The organism is Amycolatopsis acididurans (genome assembly GCF_012328925.1).
Classification (GTDB): domain Bacteria; phylum Actinomycetota; class Actinomycetes; order Mycobacteriales; family Pseudonocardiaceae; genus Amycolatopsis_E; species Amycolatopsis_E acididurans.
Window position 1 is genome coordinate 120,522 of the sequence record NZ_JAAXLS010000010.1, and the last position, 19,309, is coordinate 139,830.

Sequence of the window (19,309 nt, forward strand, 5' to 3'; positions counted from 1 at the left end):
CGCCGGAACGGTGTGTGCGCGACGGTCCACTATGGACGGGAATTTCGGTATGACTGCGATGGCAAAGCTCGGCACCTACGCGGCGGCTCTGCTCGCCGCGTTCTCCTGTATGTGGGCGCTGGGCACGGTGCTGCGCGAGATGGACGTGGACCTGTGGCCGGGCACGATCGCCGCCGTGGGCCCCGCTCCGGCACCGCCATCCGCCACGCGGCCGGTCGCTCCCGGAGCCCCGCCCGTCACGCCGGCGCCGGGCAGCACCAGCGCCGCCCCGCCGAGCACGCCCGGCCTGCCGGACGCGGGCGCCTTACCGGACGCGGGCGCCGGCGTCGGCACACCGGGCATCCCCGGCACCCCGGCCGCGCCGGGCACGCCCGCGGCATCCGGCACGATCCCGGCGCCCGGCACCTCCCCCGCTCCTGGCGTGCCGCCCACCGACCCTGTCCCGGTCGATCCGACCACCCCGGTGCCCACGCCGGAGGATCCGACGTCGCCGCCGACCACCGACCCGGCCGACCCGGGCCAGTCGCCGACCCCGATCCCCGACTGCCCGCCCACCGGCGTACTCGGCTCCGCGCTCTGCGGGGTCCTCAACGTCCTGGAGCCCTAACCGAAGCGCTTCCGCGAGACCTCGGCGTGCGCGAGGCGGCGCAGGGCGGCGAAGAGCGCGTCGCCGAGGACGGTGCCGACTATCGCGCCTTCCACGATCGCCTCCGTCTGGCCGAGGCGGGCGACGGCGTCGATGTCGGCCTCGGCCACGAGATCCGCGGCCTGTGCGTACTCGTTCAGTGAGCCGAGCACCCATTCGTGCCCGACCTCGCGCAGCGCACACATCACGTTGATCAGCGACTCCGTCACCGGCCAGTCCTCATACACCTGCCAGCCCCGCCGCCCGGCCAGCGCCTCGAACTGTTCCATCGCCCACGCGCGGTCCTGCTCGCTCACCTCCAGCCGCGCGATCGGCAGGCCGTGCTGGGCGAGCCCGAGCACATCGTGCGTCGAGGCCGCCGAGTCCTCGATCGCCGCGAGCACCTCGCGCACGGACGCGATCGACAGCCCGCCGACGTCCAGCAGAGCGCGCACCAGCTTGAGGCGCCGGACGTGCGAGGCGTCGTAGCGCGCCTGGTTGGGACTGGTCAGCTCACCGGGCGGGAGCAGCCCCTCTCGCTGGTAGTACTTGATCGTCGCGACGGTCACGCCCGACTCCCTACTCAGCTCCGCCATCCGCATCCGTACGCGTCCTCACTCCGTAGACACCACGACATGGATAGTGTAGCTTCCCATAACAGATAGTCTTACTATCCATTTGGGGAGACGCGATGAGTACTCTGCTCGGCCGGGTTTCGAGCTGGCACCGCCCGATGATGTGGACCGCCGCGGTCATGGCGGCGATGGCCGTGGTGTCGGCGGGCGGCCTCGTGTTCGACGACCGCGTCCTGCTCGGCGCGCCGATCTGGCTCAAACCGTTCAAGTTCGCGGTCTCCATCGCCGCGTACTGCGTGACCTGGGCCTGGCTGCTGACCCTGCTCCGGCGCGGCCGGCGGACGGCGAACCGGATCTCCACCGGCCTCGTGGTCATCTTCGGCGTCGAATACGCGATCATCGTCGCGCAGGTGATCCGTGGCAGGGCAAGCCATTTCAACGCCTCGACCACATTCGACTCGGCCCTGTTCCTGATCATGGGCGTTTCGATCGCGGCACTGTGGACAGCCACGCTGATACTGACGATCCTGTTGCTGCGCACGAAAATCGCCGATCCGGCGGCGCGGTGGGCGTTCCTGCTCGGCGCGATCGTCTCGCTGGTCGGGATCGGCCTCGGCGCGCTGATGCTCGGCCCGACCGGCGAGCAGGCGCAGGCCATGCGCGAGGGACGGCCCACCGGCTTCATCGGCGCGCACAGCGTCGGCGTGACCGACGGCGGGCCCGCGATGCCGGTCACCGGCTGGAGCACGACCGGCGGCGATCTTCGCATCCCGCATTTCGTCGGAATGCATGCGCTACAAGCACTTCCGCTGCTGGTACTCGCGCTGACGCTGCTCGCGAGACGGTTCGCACGGCTGCGGAACGACGCGGTGCGCACGCGGCTCGTGCTGGTCGCCGGCTTCGGTTACGCCGGCCTGGTCGTGCTGGTGACGTGGCAGGCGCTGCGCGGGCAGGCGCTGATCCATCCGGACGCGCGCACGCTCATAGCGTTCGCCGCACTGGTTCTCGTGGTGGTGCTCGGCGCGTTCGTGGCGCTGAATCCGCCGAGCAGGGACCGAAGCCTCGCGCCGCGGTGACGCACGCGCGTGGCGGTCACAGCCGCGGCGCGAGTTCGTCCCAGTAGGCCATGCAGGATTCGAAGCCGACATCCATCGGGGGCATCAGGATGACGTGGTCGGCGCCCGTCTCGTGGTGCTCCCGCACGTTCGCCGCGACTTCGGCCGGTTCGGTACCGACGGCCACCGGCAGCGCGACCACCAGCAGCTTGTCCGGCCCCAGCGTCGTCCTCGCCTCGGCGGTGAACTCCGGTGGCCGCCCGGCAGGCAGTGCGCCGTCGGCGATCTCGCCGGCCAGCGCGAGCATCTTCGGGCCGTTCGCGCCGATGATCCTCGAATACGCCACGTCCGGTGCGGGCGGCCAGGTCTGCTCGTCCATCCGGCGCACGTAGTCGCGCATCGTGGCCAGCGGGCGCCCGAACTCGCGTCCGGTGGCCGCCGCCTGCTGCGGATAGCCGACGCCCATGCCGAGCACGAACCGGTCCGGATACGCCTCCGCCAGCTGCGCGGCCGCGGCGTGCATGTGCTGCGGTTCCCGGGCCCAGATGTTCGCGATGGCGGTGCCGAACACCAGCCGTTCGGTCGCGGCCATCAGCACGGCCAGTTGCAGCAGCGCGTCCTTGCCGCCGACGACCTCATTGGTCCAGACCGTACGACAGCCCGCGTGCTCGAGCCGGACGGCGGCCTCGCGCTGCCGGTCCGCGGAAATCGGTTTCGTGAACGAGATCGGGAGGAACACGCCGAGCGGCCCGAGTGTGGTTGCCATGAGTTCCACACTGCGACCGGAGCGGCCCGCACGTCCAATGAATGTTTCGTATTCGGTAATACGTCCGGCGTATAACGGGTGGTGTGGACTTCGACCTGCGGCTGGTGCGGTGCTTCACGGTGCTGGCCGAACACCGCCACTTCGGCCGCGCCGCCGCCGCGCTGCACACCACCCAGCCGTCGCTGAGCAGGCAGCTCCACCGCCTCGAACAGCAACTGGGCGCCCGGCTGCTAAACCGGACGCCGCACGGCAGCGAACTGACCGAGGCGGGCGAGGTGTTCCTGCCGCAGGCGAAGGCGCTGCTGCGCGCCGCCGAACAGGCCGCGGCGTCCACCAGGGCGGCGGCCCGGCCCAGCCGCATCACGATCGGCTACATCACCAACATCATCGTCACCCCGGCGGTGCGCGAGCTGCGGCACCGGTATCCGGAGGCCGATGTGCGCACCGTGCACCTGGACTGGCGCGAGCCCCGCGAAGCGTTGCTCGGTCACCGCGTGGACGCGGTCGTGGCCCGGCTGCCGTTTCCGACCGAGCGGCTGCGGGTCACCGTTCTTCACGACGAGCCGCGCGTGCTGCTGGTCCCGGTCGACCACCGCCTCGCGGGCAAGGAATCGGTCACAGTGGACGATCTCGCGGGCGAAACCCTCCCCCGCAGCACCGATCCGGACTGGAACGCGTTCTGGGCCGATGGCGCCAAGGCCGACGGCCCGCTGATCGACTCGGTCGAGGACAAGATCGAGCTCGTGGCGAGCGGGCAGGCCGTGGCGATCATCCCCGCCCCGTCCGGGATGACGGCTTTTCGCGACGATCTGACCACCGTTGCGCTCCACGGCGTCGAGCCCAGCCACGTAGTGCTGGCGACCCGCGCCGGTGACCGCAACCGGCTCGTGGCGGCGTTTCGGAAGGCGGCCGAGGCCCACCTGGGGAAGTGACCGGTCAGACGAGGTCGATCGCCGTCCAGGCCATCGCGATCGCCCCGTCCAGCACGGCCCGGTCCGCGGCCGCCGTCACGCATGCCGCCGTGAACTCCGGCTGGTGGTTGACGGCAGGCAAGCAGTCCAGCCCGAGCATCGGGTGGATCGTCGGGACGTGGTGCGACACGTTACCCATGTCGGTGGCCGCGCCGCCGTCCGCGGGCGGTTCGGAGAAGACCCGGCCCAGTGCTTCGGCGTTGGCGCGGTAGAGGGCGAGCATGGCCTCGTCCGGGCGCAGGTCCGCGTAGTCCGGGCCGGACGGGCGGACGGACAGCTCCGCGCCGGTCGCGAGCGCCCCGGCCTCGAAGCACCGCAGCACCCGGGCCTTGAGCGCTGCCAGTTCCTCCGCCGTGTCCGAGCGGACGATCCACCGGCCCCGGCTCTCACCGGGGATGATGTTGGGTGCCGAACCCGCAGCGGTGACGACGCCGCCGATCCGGTCGACGCCGCGGGTCTGCTGGCGCAGCAGACCGATCGCCACCTGCGCGACGGTGATCGCGTCGGCCGCGTTGACGCCCAGTTCCGGATGCAGTCCGGCGTGCGACGGTCTGCCTTGATAGGACACATCGAACTGGGACACCGCCGTGCCGGGCATCGCGGTCAGCTCGGTCGCCGCCGGATGCACCATCATCGCCGCGCCGAGCCCGTCGAACGCGCCGCGTTCGAGCATCAGTACCTTGCCGCCGCCACCCTCCTCTGCCGGAGTGCCCAGCACTGTCACCGTCAGCCCGAGATCGTCGGCGACCTCGGCCAGCCCCAGCCCGGCACCGACCGCCGCGGCGGCGATGATGTTGTGCCCGCAGGCATGCCCGATTCCCGGCAGCGCGTCGTATTCGGCGCAGATCCCGATGTGCAGCGGACCCGAGCCGACCGTCGCACGCACCGCCGTCGGCAGGTCGAACGCGCCGTGCCGCACCTCGAATGCCGCCTCATGCAAGGCATCCGCGACCCAGCCGCTGGCCTTGACCTCCTCGAAGGCCAGTTCCGGATTGGCGTGTATCCGGTGAGAGAGCCGGACCAACCGCTCCCCCGCCTGCTCGATCCGCCGCCGCACAGCGTCCTTTGTGGACGTGACCAGGTTTCGCACGCACGCTCCTCAGCCGAGCCGATCGGCCATCAGCTCGCCGAGCATGATGGTGGCGAGGTTGGTGTTGGCGCGCGGCACGGACGGGAAGATCGACGCGTCGACCACGCGCAGGCCATCCACCCCCAGTACCGCACAGGACGAGTCCACAACGGAGCCCATCGCACACGTGCTGGTGCCGTGCTGGGCGTCGACGACCGTGGCGAGCAGGTGCTCGTCCAGCCCGGCGTCGTTGTCCAGCACGCCGAACAGCGCCGCGTTCTCCTGCTCGAGCGAACCGCCGATGATCGACGCGGTCTCGGCGCTCCTGGCCAGCTCGACCACTTTCCGCACGCCCTCGCGCATCCGCGCCAGATCCCGTTCGTCGGCCAGCATCCGCTCGTGCACCTGCGGCTGCTCCAGCGGATCGGCCGAGGTCAGGGTCAGTACGCCGCGGGAGTAGTTCTGGTTGAGCCACACCCCGAAGGCGCCGCGGTGGACACCCGTGTCCGCCGCGGCCATCGCGAGGACGTTCTGGTTCATCGACACGAACATCATGTCGTCGCAGAACTCGCCGGCTGCGCTCGTCCAGCGCACGCACACGTTGGTGTGGCGGTCGTGCGGCGTCTTGACGGCGGCCGCCTCGGTCAGCGGCAGGGACACGGCCGTCATCGGATGGTCCTGCAGGTTCTCTCCGACCGGGAGCTCCTGCCGCACCTCGATTCCCAGCGAACGCAGGTGAGCGGCCGGGCCGATCCCGGAGCGCAGCAGAATCGCCGGAGAGTGGATCGCGCCCGCGCTGAGCACGACCGTGTCGGCGTACTCGGTCGTGGCGGCACCGCCGGCGATCACGCGGACGCCGACCGCGCGGCCGCCTTCGAACAAGACCCGGTCCACGAGCGCATCGCCGCGCACGACGAGGTTCGCCAGTTCGCGCGCGGTCTCCAGATATGCGTCATTGACCGATACCCGTCGGCCATGACGGGAATTTATCGGGTACGGCGAAACGCCGGTCGCTGTAGGCGCGTTGACGTCCGGCGCCCACGGGTAGCCGGCCGCGAGCGCCGAACGCGCCAGTGCGGCGTCCACCCCGCCCCACTTCTCCTGCGGCGTCCGGTAGATCGGCGTCGGTCCGCCGCGACCGTGGTAGGGCTCATCGCCGAACTCCTCGTCGTCCTCCAGCCGAGCGAAATAGGGGAGCACGTCCGCTGGCAACCAGCCTTCGAAACCCCACTCGGCGAAGTCTTCCACCGGTGGCCGGATGGCGATCTGCCCGTTGATCGCCGAGCTGCCGCCGACACCGCGGCCCCGCCAGTACGGGGCGGCGGACTGTTTGTCGGTGCGGGTGGCGTTCAGACCCTCCCACACCATTCCGGCGGCAGCGGTGGGATGTGTCAACGCGACGACAGGGTTCGGAGAACGCCATTCCTCCGGCATTTCGGCGGAGCGGTAGTCGGCGCCGGCCTCCAGCAGGAGCACGCGCTTACCCTTGGCCGCCGACCGGACGGCGAGCGCGGCGCCCGCCGAACCGGCACCGACCACGACAAGATCCCACCCTCGGTTGGTCATGTCTTCTCCCGGATTCGCGATGAGGACTACACTCTGCGCCAGACATAAGTGTTCAGTCAAGAATGAATTTTCATTTCTGCCTGAACCGAGAGGGAGGCGTTGATGGTCTCGCTGGTCGAGGACTTCGGTGAGCACATCGGCCGCGCGATGGGGTGGCCGAGGATGGCGGGCAAAGCCGCGGCGGTGCTCATGCTCAGCGAGACCCCGATGACGCTGGCAGAGCTGCAGCAGGCACTGGACGCGAGCAAAGGTTCGGTGTCGGAGACGACACGGCTGCTGATCACTCACGGCACCGTGGAACGCTTCAAGGAGACAGGCAGCCGCCATTTCGTGTTCCGCTGGCGCGACGACGCGTGGGTCGGCTGCCTGCAGCACACACTCGACCAGACGAAGCAACTGCTGGAGCTGGCCGAGCGCCGGCATCGTGTGGCCACCGAACTGAGCGCCACCGGACGGCGACGGCTGCGGCAGATGCGCGACTACTACCGGTTCATCGTGCGCGGGCTGGAGGACCTGCTGAGCGAGTATCGCGAACTCAGCAAGGACCCGGCCGGCCGATGAACATTCGATCCCCTCGGGACACGCACGGTCATGCACTGTGGTCCGTTACCCCACCAGGCCGGCTCGATCGGTACCGCCGTGCCCTACCGGCACCCGGCGCTCGCCTGATCGCGACGCGAACCGGCCCGGGCGAAGCTGCTTCGCCCGGGCCGGTTTTCGTTGTGTCAGGCCGGAATCAGACCAGGTCGTACCGGTCCAGCATCATGACCTTGTCCCACGCGGCGACGAAGTCGCGCACGAACTTCTCCTTGGCGTCGTCGCTGGCGTAGACCTCGGCGACGGCACGCAGTTCGGAGTTCGAGCCGAACACGAGGTCGGCGCGGGTGCCGGTCCACTTGACCTCGCCGGTGGCGCGGTCGCGGGCCTCGAAGGTCTCCTGGTCCTCCGACGTCGACTTCCACTCCACGCCCATGTCCAGCAGGTTCGCGAAGAAGTCGTTGGTCAGCGTGCCCGGGTTCGAGGTGAGGACACCGAGGTCGGACTGCTTGTGGTTCGCGCCGAGCACACGCAGACCGCCGACCAGGACGGTCATCTCGGGTGCGCTCAGGTCGAGCAGGTTGGCGCGGTCGAGGAGCAGGTACTCCGCCGGAAGCCGGTTGCCCTTGCCACGGTAGTTGCGGAAGCCGTCGGCGGTCGGCTCCATCGGGGCGAAGGAGTCGGCGTCGGTCATCTCGGCGGTCGCGTCGGTGCGGCCCGGCGTGAACGGCACCGCGATCGACACGCCACCGTCCTTGGCGGCCTTCTCCACCCCCGCGGCACCGGCGAGCACGATCAGGTCGGCCAGGGAGATCTTCTTGTTCCCGCTCTGCGAGCTGTTGAAGGACTCCTGGATCTGCTCGAGCTTGCCCAGCACCTGCGCCAGGTTGTCCGGGTCGTTGACCTCCCAGCCGCGCTGCGGCTCGAGCCGGATCCGGGCACCGTTGGCGCCACCGCGCTTGTCACCGATGCGGAACGTCGAGGCCGACGCCCACGCGGTGGAGACCAGCTGCGACACCGACAGGCCCGACTCGAGAACCTTCGCCTTGAGCGCGGCGACGTCCGCGGCGTCCACCAGCTCGTGGTCGACGGCCGGAACCGGGTCCTGCCAGATCAGCGTCTCCTGCGGCACGAGCGGGCCGAGGTAACGCTGCCGCGGGCCCATGTCGCGGTGGGTCAGCTTGTACCAGGCACGGGCGAACGCGTCCGCGAACTGGTCCGGGTTCTCGTAGAAGCGGCGCGAGATCGGCTCGTAGATCGGGTCGAAGCGCAGCGCGAGGTCCGTGGTCAGCATCGACGGCGCGCGGTTGAGCTCACCGGTCTCCGGGTCCGGGACGGTGTTCGCGGCGGCGTTGTCCTTGGGCTTCCACTGGTTCGCACCCGCCGGGCTCTTGGTGAGCTCCCACTCGTAGGTGAACAGGTTGTGGAAGAACCAGTTGCTCCACTTGGTCGGGGTGGGGGTCCAGGTGACCTCCAGACCACTGGTGATCGCGTCGCGGCCCTTGCCGCTGCCGAAGCCGCTCTTCCAGCCGAGGCCCTGCTGCTCGATCGGCGCGCCCTCGGGCTCCGCCTCGACCAGGTCGGCGTCGCCCGCACCGTGGGTCTTGCCGAAGGTGTGGCCACCGGCGATGAGCGCGACGGTCTCCTCGTCGTTCATCGCCATCCGGCCGAAGGTCTCGCGGATGTCGCGGGCAGCGGCCAGCGGGTCCGGGTTGCCGTTGGGGCCCTCCGGGTTGACGTAGATCAGACCCATCTGCACCGCGGCGAGCGGGTTCTCCAGGTCGCGGTCACCGCTGTAGCGCTCGTCGCCCAGCCAGGTGCGCTCGGGACCCCAGTACACGTCCTCGTCGGCCTCCCAGACGTCCGCGCGTCCACCGGCGAAACCGAAGGTCTTGAAGCCCATGGTCTCCAGGGCGCGGTTGCCCGTGAAGATCATCAGGTCGGCCCACGAGATCTTCTTGCCGTACTTCTTCTTGACCGGCCACAGCAAGCGGCGCGCCTTGTCCAGGTTCCCGTTGTCGGGCCAGCTGTTCAGCGGCGCGAAACGCTGCTGGCCGTAACCCGCGCCGCCACGGCCGTCGTGCACCCGGTAGGTGCCGGCCGAGTGCCACGCCATGCGGACCATCAGGGGACCGTAGTTGCCGAAGTCGGCGGGCCACCAGTCCTGCGAGCTGGTCAGGATCGCGTCCACGTCCTCGGCCAGCTCGTCGAGGTCGACGCTGAGGAACTCCTTGGCGTAGTCGAAGTCCGCGTCCATCGGGTCGGCGACGGCGTTGTGCTTCCGCAGGATCGACAGGTTGAGCTGGTTGGGCCACCAGTCACGGTTGCCGCCGCCCTCGGTGGGGTGCGCGAAACGTCCGTTGTGGACAGGGCACCCGCCCGCGCTCTCCACGTTCAGTTCGCCGACTTCGGCGTTCGGCTTGTCAGACACGGGAATCCTTCCGGGAATCAGAGTGGGTTGCGGTGGAGCAGTTGGGACACAGTCCCCAGTAGATGACCTCGGCCTCGTCGATGACGAACCCGTGATCATCCGATGCCGTGAGGCAGGGCGCGGTGCCAACAGCGCAGTCGACGTCGCTGATGACGCCGCACGACCGGCACACGACGTGATGGTGGTTGTCCCCGACCCGCGCCTCGTAGCGAGCCAGCGAGCCGGGTGGTTCGATGCGGCGGACCAGTCCGGTATCCGTGAGCGCGCGCAGCACGTCGTACACGGCCTGGTGGGACACCGCACCGAGGTTGTCACGCACGGCACCGAGGATCGTTTCGGTGTCGGCGTGCGGGTTGTCGTGGACCGCGGACAGGACCGCTACCCGAGGACGCGTCACACGCAGCGCAACCCCACGTAACATGCGCTCGAAGTCCGTAGTCGATGGCACGCGGGGCAGTCTGCCGCAAAATCTGGAATCAATCAAGATTTAGCCGGACACAAGTCCCTGAACTGGGGTTTTCTTATCACCCGGAAGAGTTGATGATCGGTTGTGCTAGTCGCCGAGCTCGATCCGCGGGCGGGTGCGCACGGTGCCGAACAGCAGCGCCTGCGCGGTGGCGACCATGTGATCGGAGATCACGTTCTGCGTCTTGACCGGGTCGCCGGACTCGATGGCGGTGACGATCTCCAGGTGCCGTCCCGCGCTCATGTTGGACAGCGCCCGCTCCAGGCCGCGGTACATGATGCACATGCGGATCGGGCCTTCGAGCAGTTTCCACGAGCGCAGCAGGGCGTCGTTGTCGGTCAGCTCGCACAGCAGTTCGTGAAACGCGAGATCGGCCTCGATCTGCGCTTCCAGCGACACCCGCGCCGCACGGGCCATGTCGTCCACCGCGGCGCGCAGCTTGCGGCAGTGCTCCTCGCGGTAGTAGCTCGCGGCCAGGGTCTCGCCCGCGAGCGCCTCCAGCGCCGCGCGGACGGTGAAGGTGTTGATGATGTCCTTCTCGCTGACCGACCGGACCGTGACCCGGCCGCGCTCGCCGTAGGAGACCAGACCTTCCTGCTGGAGCTGCCGGAAGGCCTCGCGCAGGGTGCCGCGGCTGATGCCGAGCTGTTCGGAGACCTGCACCTCGCCGAGGTGACTGCCCGGGGGGAACTCGCCCGTGGTGATGGCCCGGCGCAGCGTGTCGACCGCCATCTGCCGCAGATTGCGGCCCGGCTGACTGGTCACGCGCGACCTCCCCGGGTTTGCTGTCAGCACCGCTCGTACTCGCTAATCAATCCTACCTTCGCCGCGCTCGCGGACTGATCGTCGAAGGTGTATCCGAGCCATTCGCCGACCAGGCGGCGCGCCAGTTCCAGCCCGACGACGCGCTGCCCGAGCGTCAGGACCTGGCAGTTGTTGGACAGGATCGAGCGTTCGACGGAGAACGAGTCGTGTGCCGTGGTCGCCCACACGCCCGAAACCTTGTTCGCCGACAACGCCATGCCGATGCCGGTTCCGCAGATCAGTACCGCGCGGTCGGCCTTGCCGTCGCGAACGGCCTCCCCCGCGGCGAGGCCGATTTCCGGGTACGGCCGGTGCACGTCCTCGGCGTCGCGGTGCACGCCGAGGTCGATCACCTCGCTCACCCGGGGATCGGCGCGCAGATCCTCGGCGATCCGTTCCTTGTAGTCCAGGCCGGCGTCGTCGCAGCCCACCACGATTCTCATGCTCGTTCTCCCCTCGAAAACTCCCCGATCGCACGGGCGATCAACGCCAGCGACACGGCACCGGGGTCGGGTGTTCCGACGCTGCGCTCGGCCAGTGGCCGTGCTCGTCCCTTGCGTGGCACGAGATCCGCCGTGCGGCGCGCGGCCTGCTCGGCGGTTTCGGCGGCCGACGACCAGCTCCCGGCGGCGAGCCGTTCGCGGAACGGCACGAGCGCGTCGACGAGCGTCTTGTCGCCGGGTTCCGCGCCGCCGAGCGAGATGATCCGGTCCGCGAAGGCCGTCACCGCGGCGAATGCGTCGATCGTGCCGGACTCGGCGCCGATCACCTCACCCGCGGCCCGCAGTCCCGCGCCCCACAGCACACCGGAGGTGCCGCCGGCGCGGGCGGCCCATTCGTCGCCCGCCGCGGCGAGGCAGTCGCCCGCACCGGCACCGGCTTCGCAGGCCGTCTCCGCACCCGCGACGGCGGCGTCGATGCCGCGGACCATGCCGCGTCCGTGGTCACCGTCGCCGGCCACCGCGTCGATCTCGCCGAGCTCGGCTTCCGCTTCGTGCAACGCCTTCCGGACCACACGAAGTCCACTGAGGACAGACTCGGCGAGGCGGCGCGACTCCGCGGAGGCCTCGGCGAACCCGGCCGTCTCCGTCTCCGCGAGTTCCTCGGTGCCGGCCCCGGTGTCGGCGGCGGTGATCGAGCCGCGCCGGAAGGCCGGGGTCCACGCCGGCGCGGTCCACAGGCGTTCCAGCTCGTCGTCCAGCCACGTGACGGTCAGCGACACTCCGGCCATGTCCAGGCTGGTGACCAGCTCACCCACCTCGGGCAGCACCAGCGTGTGCCCGGACTCGCGCAGCAGCCGGGCCACGTCGGTCCACAGCACGAACAGTTCCTCGTGCTTGACCGAGCCGAGCCCGTTGAGCAGCACCGCGACGCGATCCCCTGCCCCGTCGGGCTTTTCGGCGAGCAGCCTCGCGACGAAGTCCTGCCCCAGCGCACGCGCGGACGGCTTCGGCACGTCGCGCAGCCCTGGTTCGCCGTGGATTCCGAGGCCGAGCCCCATCTGCCCGTCCGGGACCGTGAACAGGGGCGAGGCGGCACCGGGGAACGTGCAGCCCGCGAAGGCCGTGCCGATCGTGCGGGTCACGTCGTTGGCCTTGCGCCCCACGCGGACCACCTCGCCGAGGTCCATGCCTTCCTCGGCGGCGGCGCCCATCACCTTGAAAACCGTGAAGTCCCCGGCGATTCCGCGCCGTTCGGCGGTGGTGCGCGCGCTGGCGATGTCGTCGGTGACGATCACGTTCTCGGCCTCGATACCGCGGGCGCGAAGGCGTTCCGTGGCAAGGCCGAAGTTCATCACGTCACCGGCGTAGTTGCCGTAGGTGAACACCACGCCCGCGCCGGAATGCGCGGCCAGCGCCACCGAACAGGCGTCCTGCGCGGACGGCGAGGTGAACAGGTTGCCGCTCACCGCTCCGTCGGCGAAACCGGGACCGATGATCCCGTAGAAGGCCGGGTAGTGGCCGGAACCGCCACCGGGCAGCACGGCCACCTTGGGCCGGGCGGGCCGGGCGCGGCGCACGGCCCCGCCGGGCACCTGCCGCACCGTGTCGGCGTGCAGATCGCAGAACCCGGCCAGTGCGTCCTCGGCGAAGTCCGCCGGATCGTTGCTCACATAGGTCATCGCGTTTGTCCGTCCTCAGTGGAGGAAAGATCCGCCGTTGATGTCGATGCAGGCGCCGTGCAGGTAACCGGCGTCTTCGGAGGTGAGCCACGCGATCACCCCGGCGACGTCCTGCCTGGTGGCCTGGCGGCCGAGCGGAACGCTCGCGACGATGGCGGCCTCCAGCTCGTCGGTGGTCGCCGCGGCCCGAATGTCGGTGTCCACCGCGCCCGGCGCGACCGCGTTCACGGTCACACCCGCCGCGCCCAGCTCGCGGGCCAGTGATTTGGTGAAGCCGAGGATCGCGGCCTTGGCCGAGCTGTACGGGGTGCGGCCGAACACGCCGCCGCCCTGCTGTGCCGACACCGAGGACATGTTCACGATGCGGCCCCAGCCCGCGTCGATCAGGTCCGGCAGGAACGCCTTGGTGACGAGGTAGGTGCCCGTCGCGTTGACGGCCATGACCTTGTTCCACAGCTCCACGGTGGTCTCCAGGAACGGCACCGGCGAGGTGATGCCGGCGATGTTGATCACCGCGCCGACGGCCGGCAGGCGTCCGGCGTCGACCTCGGCGCGCACCGCTCGGTAGGCGGCGAGCACGGACGGCTCGTCGGCGACGTCGACCCCGTGCGCGAACACCGGCGCCCCGGTCTCGGTCGCGATCTCGTCGGCGGCGGTCTTGGCGGCGGGCTCGTCGAGGTCGAGCACGGCCACGGCCCAGCCGTCACCGGCCAGGCGCGCCGCGGTGGCCTTGCCGATGCCGCGCGGAGCACCGGCCCCGGTGATCACGGCCGTGCGCTTGGTCTCGGACATCAGTGTCTTCTCCTTGATGTTGTGGATCTACAGACCCGCGATGTACTCGGCGGCCTTGACCGCGGCGGCGGGGCGCTCGCCGTCGGTCACGTCGCGGGTCTCCAGTTCGAGCGAGCTGTGGCCGCGGTAGCCCACCTCACGCAAAGCGGCGAAGGTGGCGGGAAAATCGGTGATCCCGTTGCCGATGCTGTGGTTGATGTAACCCGGGGTGGCGTCGCGCAGGTGCACGTGGCTGATCCGGCCGGCGAACCTTCGCGCGAACTCCGCCGGGTCCCCGCCCGAGGCGACGATGTGGCTCGTGTCGAGGACGAGGCCGACGGCCGGGTCGAGCCGGCCGGCGAGCTGCCCGGCCAGGTCGGTGTTCCAGCACAGCCGGAAGTAATGCGGGGCCTCGACCCAGATCTCGATCCCTTGCGCCGCAGCGGTTTCCGCCGCGCGGTGCAGCTCCGCCACGACCAGGTCGAGGTCGGTGTCCAGCCCGGTGACCGGCTCGTGGGACTGCGCCCCGCACGGCAGGACCAGCGCTCGCGCACCACAGGCGGCGGTGAGGTCGAGCAGGCGGCGCAGGTGGTCGTCGCGGTCGCGGCGTCCGGTCGCGTCGAGCGGGCGGTTGAGGTCGCCGACATCGCCGTTGACCGACCGGACCCCCAGCCCGGACGCCCGTACCCCGGCGGCGACCTCGCGGACCGCGGCGTCGGTCAGCTCGTACGGGACGTGGTCGCACACCCCGGGCAGCGCACCGAGGTCGATCTCGGAGAAGCCGCACTCCGAGATGGCCGCCAGCGCCGCCGCCAGTGGCAGGTGCCGGAAGCTGATCGAGGAGCAGCCCGGCCAACCGGTTCGTTCCATGAAAAGCGATGTTAACAGAGATATGTCAACAGACAAGGTTTCCGCTGGATTTGCCCTAAACAGCCTGATCTTCGCGGAAATACACTGTTGACACCGACCGATTCGGCACGCACGATGTGCTCCATTGTCAACAGGAGGGCAGCGGTCTCACGTAAGGTCGCCCCGGAACCAGAGAGGCAATGACATGCGCAGCGAAGCGCTCACGATGCGCGGCCCGGTGCACGGCACCCGCGACGCCCGCAGGGTGGCTTGGGGCTCCACCGCGGGAGCCGTCATCGAAAGTTACGACTTCATCGGCTTCGGCACCGCCGCGGCGCTCTACCTCGGCCACGCGTTCTTCCCGAACGTGTCGCCGGTCGTCGGCACCCTGTCCTCGTTCGCCACGCTCGGTGTCGGGTTCATCGCCCGCCCGCTCGGCGGTGTCGTCGGTGGTCACCTCGGCGACCGGATCGGCCGGAAGCCGGTGCTCGTCGCGTCACTGGTCGTGATGGGGCTGGCGACGTTCGCGATCGGCCTGCTGCCGACGTATGAGGCGGCCGGCGTGCTCGCGCCGATCCTGCTGGTGACGGTGCGGATCATCCAGGGCATCGCGTACGGCGCCGAATGGGGCGGCGCGATCCTGATGACCTACGAACACGCGCCGTGGCGGCGAAAGGGCGCGCTCACCGGGATCGTGCAGGCGGGTTTCCCGATCGGGCTGCTGCTGGCGAACCTGGTGTTCCTGGTTTCGGTGAACCTCTCCGGCGACTGGGCGTGGCGCGTGCCGTTCCTGGCCAGCCTCATCCTGGTGATCGTCGGCCTGATCGTGCGCGCGAAGGTGCCCGAGTCGCCGGTGTTCGAAGATGTGCGCGACAGCGGTGACCTGGTGAAGGCGCCGATCGTGGAGGTGCTGCGCGACGACTGGCGCAACGTGCTGCGCGGGATCGGGCTGCGGATCGCGGAGACCGCGGGTTACGCCGTGGCGATCACGTACATGATCTCGTACCTGAAGTCGCAGAAACTGGCCAGCAGCGGCGAAACGATCCTGGCGCTGTGCATCGCGTCGGCCATCGGCATCGGCGCGACGATCGGGTGGGGCGGCCTCACCGACCGCATCGGACGGCGCCCGGTGTACATCTGGGTGACCCTTTTCGCGGCCGTGTGGGCGATTCCCATGTTCCTGCTGGTGAACACGGGCGCGCTGCTCGCGATCGTGGCGACCGTGATCGTGTCCTACGGCGTGTGCCAGAACGCGCTCGCCGGTGCGCAGGGCGCGTGGTTCCCGGAGCTGTTCCAGGCCGCGACCCGGTCTTCGGGGGCGTCGCTGGCGTACCAGATCTCGGCGATGATCTCGGGCATCACGCCGTTCGTGACGACGCTGCTGTTCATCTGGCTGGGGTGGCTGGGACCGGCGCTGCTGTTCCTCGCGTACTCGGTGCTGGGCCTGGTGTCGGCACTGGTCACCCGTGAGACGTGGGGCAAGCCCCAACGCGACGCGGCACTGAAGGCGACGAGGGAAACCCCGCTGCCCGAGCCGAGCCGGGCGGCCTGACCGGGAAGGCAACCGGTGCGGTGCCGTGGGTTTCCCACGGCACCGCACCGGTTGCTCACTGATCACCGCGGTGGCGTCGGTGGCCGACCAGCAGGCCGGTGCGGATGCGGCAGCTGATCACCCGCCACCGGTGAGGTCGTCGTCCAGCTCGATCGCGGCGGCGCGGAGCGCGTCGGCGAGGCGGGCGGCGGGGTCGCTCACCGGCTGAGGCAGCCGGGCCAGCACGATGCGCCGCTGCTCGGCGGGGCCGCCACGCACGGGGAGCACGCGCACCCCGGGCGGCATCGCGCTGGCGAGTACCGCGGGCACGGTCGTCACCCCGGTGCCCGCGGCGACGAGCCGCAGTTTGGCCAGCCAGTCGCGCGCGGTGTGCGCGATCTCCGGTCGTTCGTCCAGGCCGGGCCACACACCCATCAGCCGCTCCCCGCCCGCACCGGCGATCCAGCGCTGGCCGTGCAGGTCGGTGACGTCGATGAAATCGTTGCGCGCCAAGGGATGTGTCCCGGGCACGGCGACGCACAGGCTGCGTTCGGTGAGGGTACGCAGCACGAGTGCCGGAGTTTCGGTGTCGGGCGGCCGGAACGGGGGCGCCGACGCGATCAGCGCGAGGTCCAGTGTTCCGGCACGCAGCGCCCGCACCAGCGCCGGCGTGCTGCCCTCGCGGGTGACCACCGTGATCCCCGGATGCGTGCGGTGCAGTGCGCCCAGCGCCCGGGGTACCAGCGCAGCACCCGCGCTGGCGAACCAGCCGAGCCGGACCGTGGCCTGCTCGTCGGGCATTCCGGCCAGCTCGCGGGCGGTGGCATCGACCTGGTCGAGCACGACCGTGGCGCGGCGCAGGACGACCTGCCCGGCGGAGGTCACGCGCACCCCGTCGTGGCGGCGCTCCAGCAGTGGCGCACCCGCGGCCCGTTCCAGCGAGGCGATCTGCCGGGAGACCGCGGACTGCGTGTAGCCGAGTGCGGCGGCCGCAGCGGTGAGCGTGCCCCGCTCGGCCACCTCGCGAAAGACCCGGAGCGCGGTGAGCGAGGCATCGGTGAAAGTCATGACTATTACGCATACCGGGGTTGACTGATTATCGCTTTCGACATGTCTCGCGGCTTCCTAGCCTGAAGTCATGACGTTGATCAGAACGCCCTTCGGTTTCGGCAGCACGGCCGCCGGGGTGGCCAACATCGCCGCGACCACCGGCGGCGACGCGCCTCGCCTGCACGGCGTCGCCCGCTACGCCCTCGACGCCGAAGGCGCGCGCCGCCTGTGGACGCTTTCGGAAACCCTGCTGGAGCAAGCATGAGCAAGATCGCGTTGGTCACCGGGGCGACTCAGGGCCTGGGGCTCGCACTGGTCGAAGGGCTCGCACGGCGGCTGAGCCCGCAGGACACCGTCTACCTCACCGGGCGCGACCTGACCCGGGTCAACCAGGCCGTGGAAGCCATGCCCGGCGGCGGGGCGCGAGTCCGCGGCGAGATTCTCGACGTCGCCGATCCCGGTGCCGCGGCCCGGCTCGCCGGGCTGCTGCGGGATCGCCACGGCGGGGTGGACATCGTGTACAACAACGCCGTCATGCGGATCGGGCCCGGCGACGATCCCCGCGAGATCGTGGACGGCTACGTGGAAGTGAACAACTTCGGCACCACCAGGGTGCTGCGCGCGTTCGCCCCGCTGCTGCGCGACGGTGGCAGGCTGATCGTGGTGGCGAGCAGGCTGGGCTCGCTGCGCTTCCTGGCACCCGTACTGCACCACCACTTCGCCGATCTGTCCTCTTTGGACGAGGTGGACGAGCAGGTCGCGGCCTGGCGTGACGCGGTCAAGGACGGCAGTGCCCGCTCGGGCCCGTGGCCCGGTTTCGTCAACATCCCGTCCAAGATCGGCCAGGTCGCCGCCGTGCGCGCGCTGGCGAAGCAGCGCCGCGAGGAGGACGCCGGGCGCGGAATCCTCGTCGCGGCGGTCTGCCCCGGCATGATGAACACGCCCACCTCGGCCGAGTGGTGGGACGTCAGCGACGCACCCGGCCCGGCCGAGGCCGCGGTCGCGGTGCTGGATCTGGCCACCGAGCCCGTGCGCGGCGGTCAGTACGGCGAACTCGTCCGCTACGGAGGAGTGCAGCCATGGCGATGAGGACCACCAGCCACGCCAGCGCGCCGGTCATCCCTCGTCCGCGGGGGTGAACTTCTCGCGGTGGATGTGCCGGGGTGCCATGCGACGGCGTTTGAACGCCTTCACGCCGGCCTCCACCATCGGCGGCGGCCCGCACAGCCAGCCCGACCAGCCTCGTGCGCCGGCGACGTCCTCCACGAACGCGTCCGTCGGGAAACCGCCTCGCCTGCCCGGCTCCGGTTCGTGGGAAAGCACCGGCACGAAACGGAAGTTCGGGTGCGCCTCGGCGAGTTCGGCGAAACGGTCCAGATCGTAGAGATCCGCCGCGCCGCGAACACCGTGGTACAGCAGCATTTCCCGGTCGGGGTGACGGCGCAGCGCGGTCCTCGCGATACCCACGAGCGGCGCGAGACCGGTGCCGCCACCGATCAGGACCATGGGGCCGCCCTCGTCCTCGCTCGGCAGGTGGAAGTCCCCGAGCGGACCGGAAACCTCCACGATGTCACCCGCGGCGATGCCCGCGAACAACCAGCCGTCGGTGGCGAGGCCGCCGTCCACGCGCCGGACGTGCAGTTCGAGCACCTTGTCCTCGTCGGCGGTGTTGGCCGGCGAGTACTGGCGTCGCGCGGCCGTTCCGGGCACGGTCAGCTCGACGTACTGCCCCGCCTCGAAGGCCAGCGGTTCGGCGAGGCCGAGCAGCACGCGACGGGTGTCGCGGGCGATGTCGGCGACTTCCAGCACGGTGGCGGTGAAGTCCCGCAGCGGATGCGTCGCGCGGCCTTCGGCCCCGGTGGCGCCCACCGTGACGTCGCCGACGGGACGGGCCTGACACGCCAGCGCCAGGCCCGCGGCCCGTTCGTCCGCGGTGAGGGTGTCCAACGGCGAATCGCCGTGGTCGACCGCGCCGGAACGAACGGTCAGCTTGCAGGTACCGCACGTGCCCTGGTTGCAGGAGTTCGGCATCCAGACCCCGGCCCGCAGGCACGCGTCGAGCAGGGTCTGGCCGGCGGCGCACTCGACCTGGCGGCCGCCGACGCTCACCGCGAACGTCAT

At 70.3% G+C, this 19,309-nt stretch carries 20 protein-coding genes; 7 read left to right on the forward strand and 13 right to left on the reverse strand.

Translation table 11 applies throughout. The features are described 5' to 3' along the window. Positions 1 to 49: 49 nt before the first annotated feature. A complete protein-coding gene (locus tag HFP15_RS17395; protein WP_168516770.1) occupies positions 50 to 607 on the forward strand; it encodes a hypothetical protein in 558 nt (185 codons plus the stop codon). On the opposite strand, the gene HFP15_RS17400 is transcribed toward HFP15_RS17395, so the two are convergent. After that, positions 604 to 1,227, reverse strand: a complete 624-nt coding sequence (locus HFP15_RS17400; protein ID WP_168516772.1) for a MerR family transcriptional regulator — start codon at positions 1,225 to 1,227, stop codon at positions 604 to 606. The two genes, HFP15_RS17395 and HFP15_RS17400, sit on opposite strands and share 4 nt — an antisense overlap. 89 nt (positions 1,228 to 1,316) lie before the next feature. Here HFP15_RS17400 and HFP15_RS17405 point away from each other — a divergent pair, with 89 nt between their 5' ends. After that, positions 1,317 to 2,276, forward strand: coding sequence for a hypothetical protein (locus HFP15_RS17405; RefSeq protein WP_168516773.1), 960 nt, complete (start codon positions 1,317 to 1,319; stop codon positions 2,274 to 2,276). A gap of 16 nt (positions 2,277 to 2,292) precedes the next feature. On the opposite strand, the gene HFP15_RS17410 is transcribed toward HFP15_RS17405, so the two are convergent. Continuing rightward, complete coding sequence (locus HFP15_RS17410) at positions 2,293 to 3,021, reverse strand: LLM class flavin-dependent oxidoreductase (protein WP_168516775.1); 729 nt, start codon at positions 3,019 to 3,021, stop codon at positions 2,293 to 2,295. An 83-nt stretch (positions 3,022 to 3,104) separates the two neighbouring features. On the opposite strand from HFP15_RS17410, the gene HFP15_RS17415 reads away from it, so the two are divergent. Continuing rightward, positions 3,105 to 3,953, forward strand: coding sequence for a LysR family transcriptional regulator (locus HFP15_RS17415; protein WP_168516777.1), 849 nt, complete (start codon positions 3,105 to 3,107; stop codon positions 3,951 to 3,953). A 4-nt stretch (positions 3,954 to 3,957) separates the two neighbouring features. On the opposite strand, the gene HFP15_RS17420 is transcribed toward HFP15_RS17415, so the two are convergent. Next, the gene (locus HFP15_RS17420; protein WP_312871629.1) at positions 3,958 to 5,082 is read right to left on the reverse strand and encodes a M20 family metallopeptidase; all 1,125 of its coding nucleotides are present in this window, start codon (positions 5,080 to 5,082) and stop codon (positions 3,958 to 3,960) included. A 9-nt stretch (positions 5,083 to 5,091) separates the two neighbouring features. Continuing rightward, positions 5,092 to 6,627, reverse strand: a complete 1,536-nt coding sequence (locus tag HFP15_RS17425) for a GMC family oxidoreductase (protein WP_168516779.1) — start codon at positions 6,625 to 6,627, stop codon at positions 5,092 to 5,094. Between the two features lie 102 nt (positions 6,628 to 6,729). Here HFP15_RS17425 and HFP15_RS17430 point away from each other — a divergent pair, with 102 nt between their 5' ends. Next, complete coding sequence (locus HFP15_RS17430; protein WP_168516781.1) at positions 6,730 to 7,188, forward strand: GbsR/MarR family transcriptional regulator; 459 nt, start codon at positions 6,730 to 6,732, stop codon at positions 7,186 to 7,188. 175 nt (positions 7,189 to 7,363) lie between these two features. On the opposite strand, the gene katG is transcribed toward HFP15_RS17430, so the two are convergent. The 7 genes from katG to HFP15_RS17465 all read right to left on the reverse strand — a co-directional run bounded on the left by katG (position 7,364) and on the right by HFP15_RS17465 (position 14,628). After that, positions 7,364 to 9,595: a catalase/peroxidase HPI gene (gene katG, locus HFP15_RS17435; RefSeq protein ID WP_312871630.1), complete on the reverse strand. Its 2,232-nt coding sequence runs from the start codon at positions 9,593 to 9,595 to the stop codon at positions 7,364 to 7,366. Further along, entirely contained in the window at positions 9,588 to 10,043 is a 456-nt protein-coding gene (locus HFP15_RS17440) for a Fur family transcriptional regulator (RefSeq protein ID WP_168516785.1), read from the reverse strand. Before HFP15_RS17440 ends, katG begins: the two co-directional genes overlap by 8 nt. Before the next feature lie 105 nt (positions 10,044 to 10,148). After that, a complete protein-coding gene (locus tag HFP15_RS17445) occupies positions 10,149 to 10,826 on the reverse strand; it encodes a GntR family transcriptional regulator (protein ID WP_168516787.1) in 678 nt (225 codons plus the stop codon). Between the two features lie 23 nt (positions 10,827 to 10,849). Continuing rightward, positions 10,850 to 11,308, reverse strand: a complete 459-nt coding sequence (locus HFP15_RS17450; protein WP_168516789.1) for a ribose-5-phosphate isomerase — start codon at positions 11,306 to 11,308, stop codon at positions 10,850 to 10,852. After that, positions 11,305 to 12,987 carry a dihydroxyacetone kinase family protein gene (locus HFP15_RS17455; protein ID WP_168516791.1) on the reverse strand — a complete coding sequence of 561 codons (1,683 nt, stop codon included), beginning with the start codon at positions 12,985 to 12,987 and terminating at the stop codon, positions 11,305 to 11,307. Before HFP15_RS17455 ends, HFP15_RS17450 begins: the two co-directional genes overlap by 4 nt. A 15-nt stretch (positions 12,988 to 13,002) precedes the next feature. Beyond that, entirely contained in the window at positions 13,003 to 13,779 is a 777-nt protein-coding gene (locus HFP15_RS17460) for an SDR family NAD(P)-dependent oxidoreductase (protein ID WP_168516793.1), read from the reverse strand. Between the two features lie 27 nt (positions 13,780 to 13,806). Continuing rightward, positions 13,807 to 14,628: a sugar phosphate isomerase/epimerase family protein gene (locus HFP15_RS17465; protein WP_168516795.1), complete on the reverse strand. Its 822-nt coding sequence runs from the start codon at positions 14,626 to 14,628 to the stop codon at positions 13,807 to 13,809. 184 nt (positions 14,629 to 14,812) lie between these two features. On the opposite strand from HFP15_RS17465, the gene HFP15_RS17470 reads away from it, so the two are divergent. Further along, positions 14,813 to 16,159: an MFS transporter gene (locus tag HFP15_RS17470; RefSeq protein ID WP_168516797.1), complete on the forward strand. Its 1,347-nt coding sequence runs from the start codon at positions 14,813 to 14,815 to the stop codon at positions 16,157 to 16,159. Between the two features lie 117 nt (positions 16,160 to 16,276). On the opposite strand, the gene HFP15_RS17475 is transcribed toward HFP15_RS17470, so the two are convergent. Then, on the reverse strand, positions 16,277 to 17,206 hold the full coding sequence (locus HFP15_RS17475; protein ID WP_168516799.1) for a LysR family transcriptional regulator: 930 nt from the start codon (positions 17,204 to 17,206) through the stop codon (positions 16,277 to 16,279). Positions 17,207 to 17,276: 70 nt separating this feature from the next. On the opposite strand from HFP15_RS17475, the gene HFP15_RS42195 reads away from it, so the two are divergent. Together HFP15_RS42195 and HFP15_RS17485 are read left to right on the forward strand one after the other, a co-directional pair. Next, positions 17,277 to 17,453 carry a hypothetical protein gene (locus HFP15_RS42195; RefSeq protein ID WP_210717369.1) on the forward strand — a complete coding sequence of 59 codons (177 nt, stop codon included), beginning with the start codon at positions 17,277 to 17,279 and terminating at the stop codon, positions 17,451 to 17,453. After that, positions 17,450 to 18,277, forward strand: coding sequence for an SDR family NAD(P)-dependent oxidoreductase (locus HFP15_RS17485; RefSeq protein WP_168516801.1), 828 nt, complete (start codon positions 17,450 to 17,452; stop codon positions 18,275 to 18,277). Before HFP15_RS42195 ends, HFP15_RS17485 begins: the two co-directional genes overlap by 4 nt. Before the next feature lie 27 nt (positions 18,278 to 18,304). Here the strand turns inward: HFP15_RS17485 and HFP15_RS17490 are convergent, their stop codons facing one another. Continuing rightward, positions 18,305 to 19,309 carry a 2Fe-2S iron-sulfur cluster-binding protein gene (locus tag HFP15_RS17490; protein ID WP_168516803.1) on the reverse strand — a complete coding sequence of 335 codons (1,005 nt, stop codon included), beginning with the start codon at positions 19,307 to 19,309 and terminating at the stop codon, positions 18,305 to 18,307.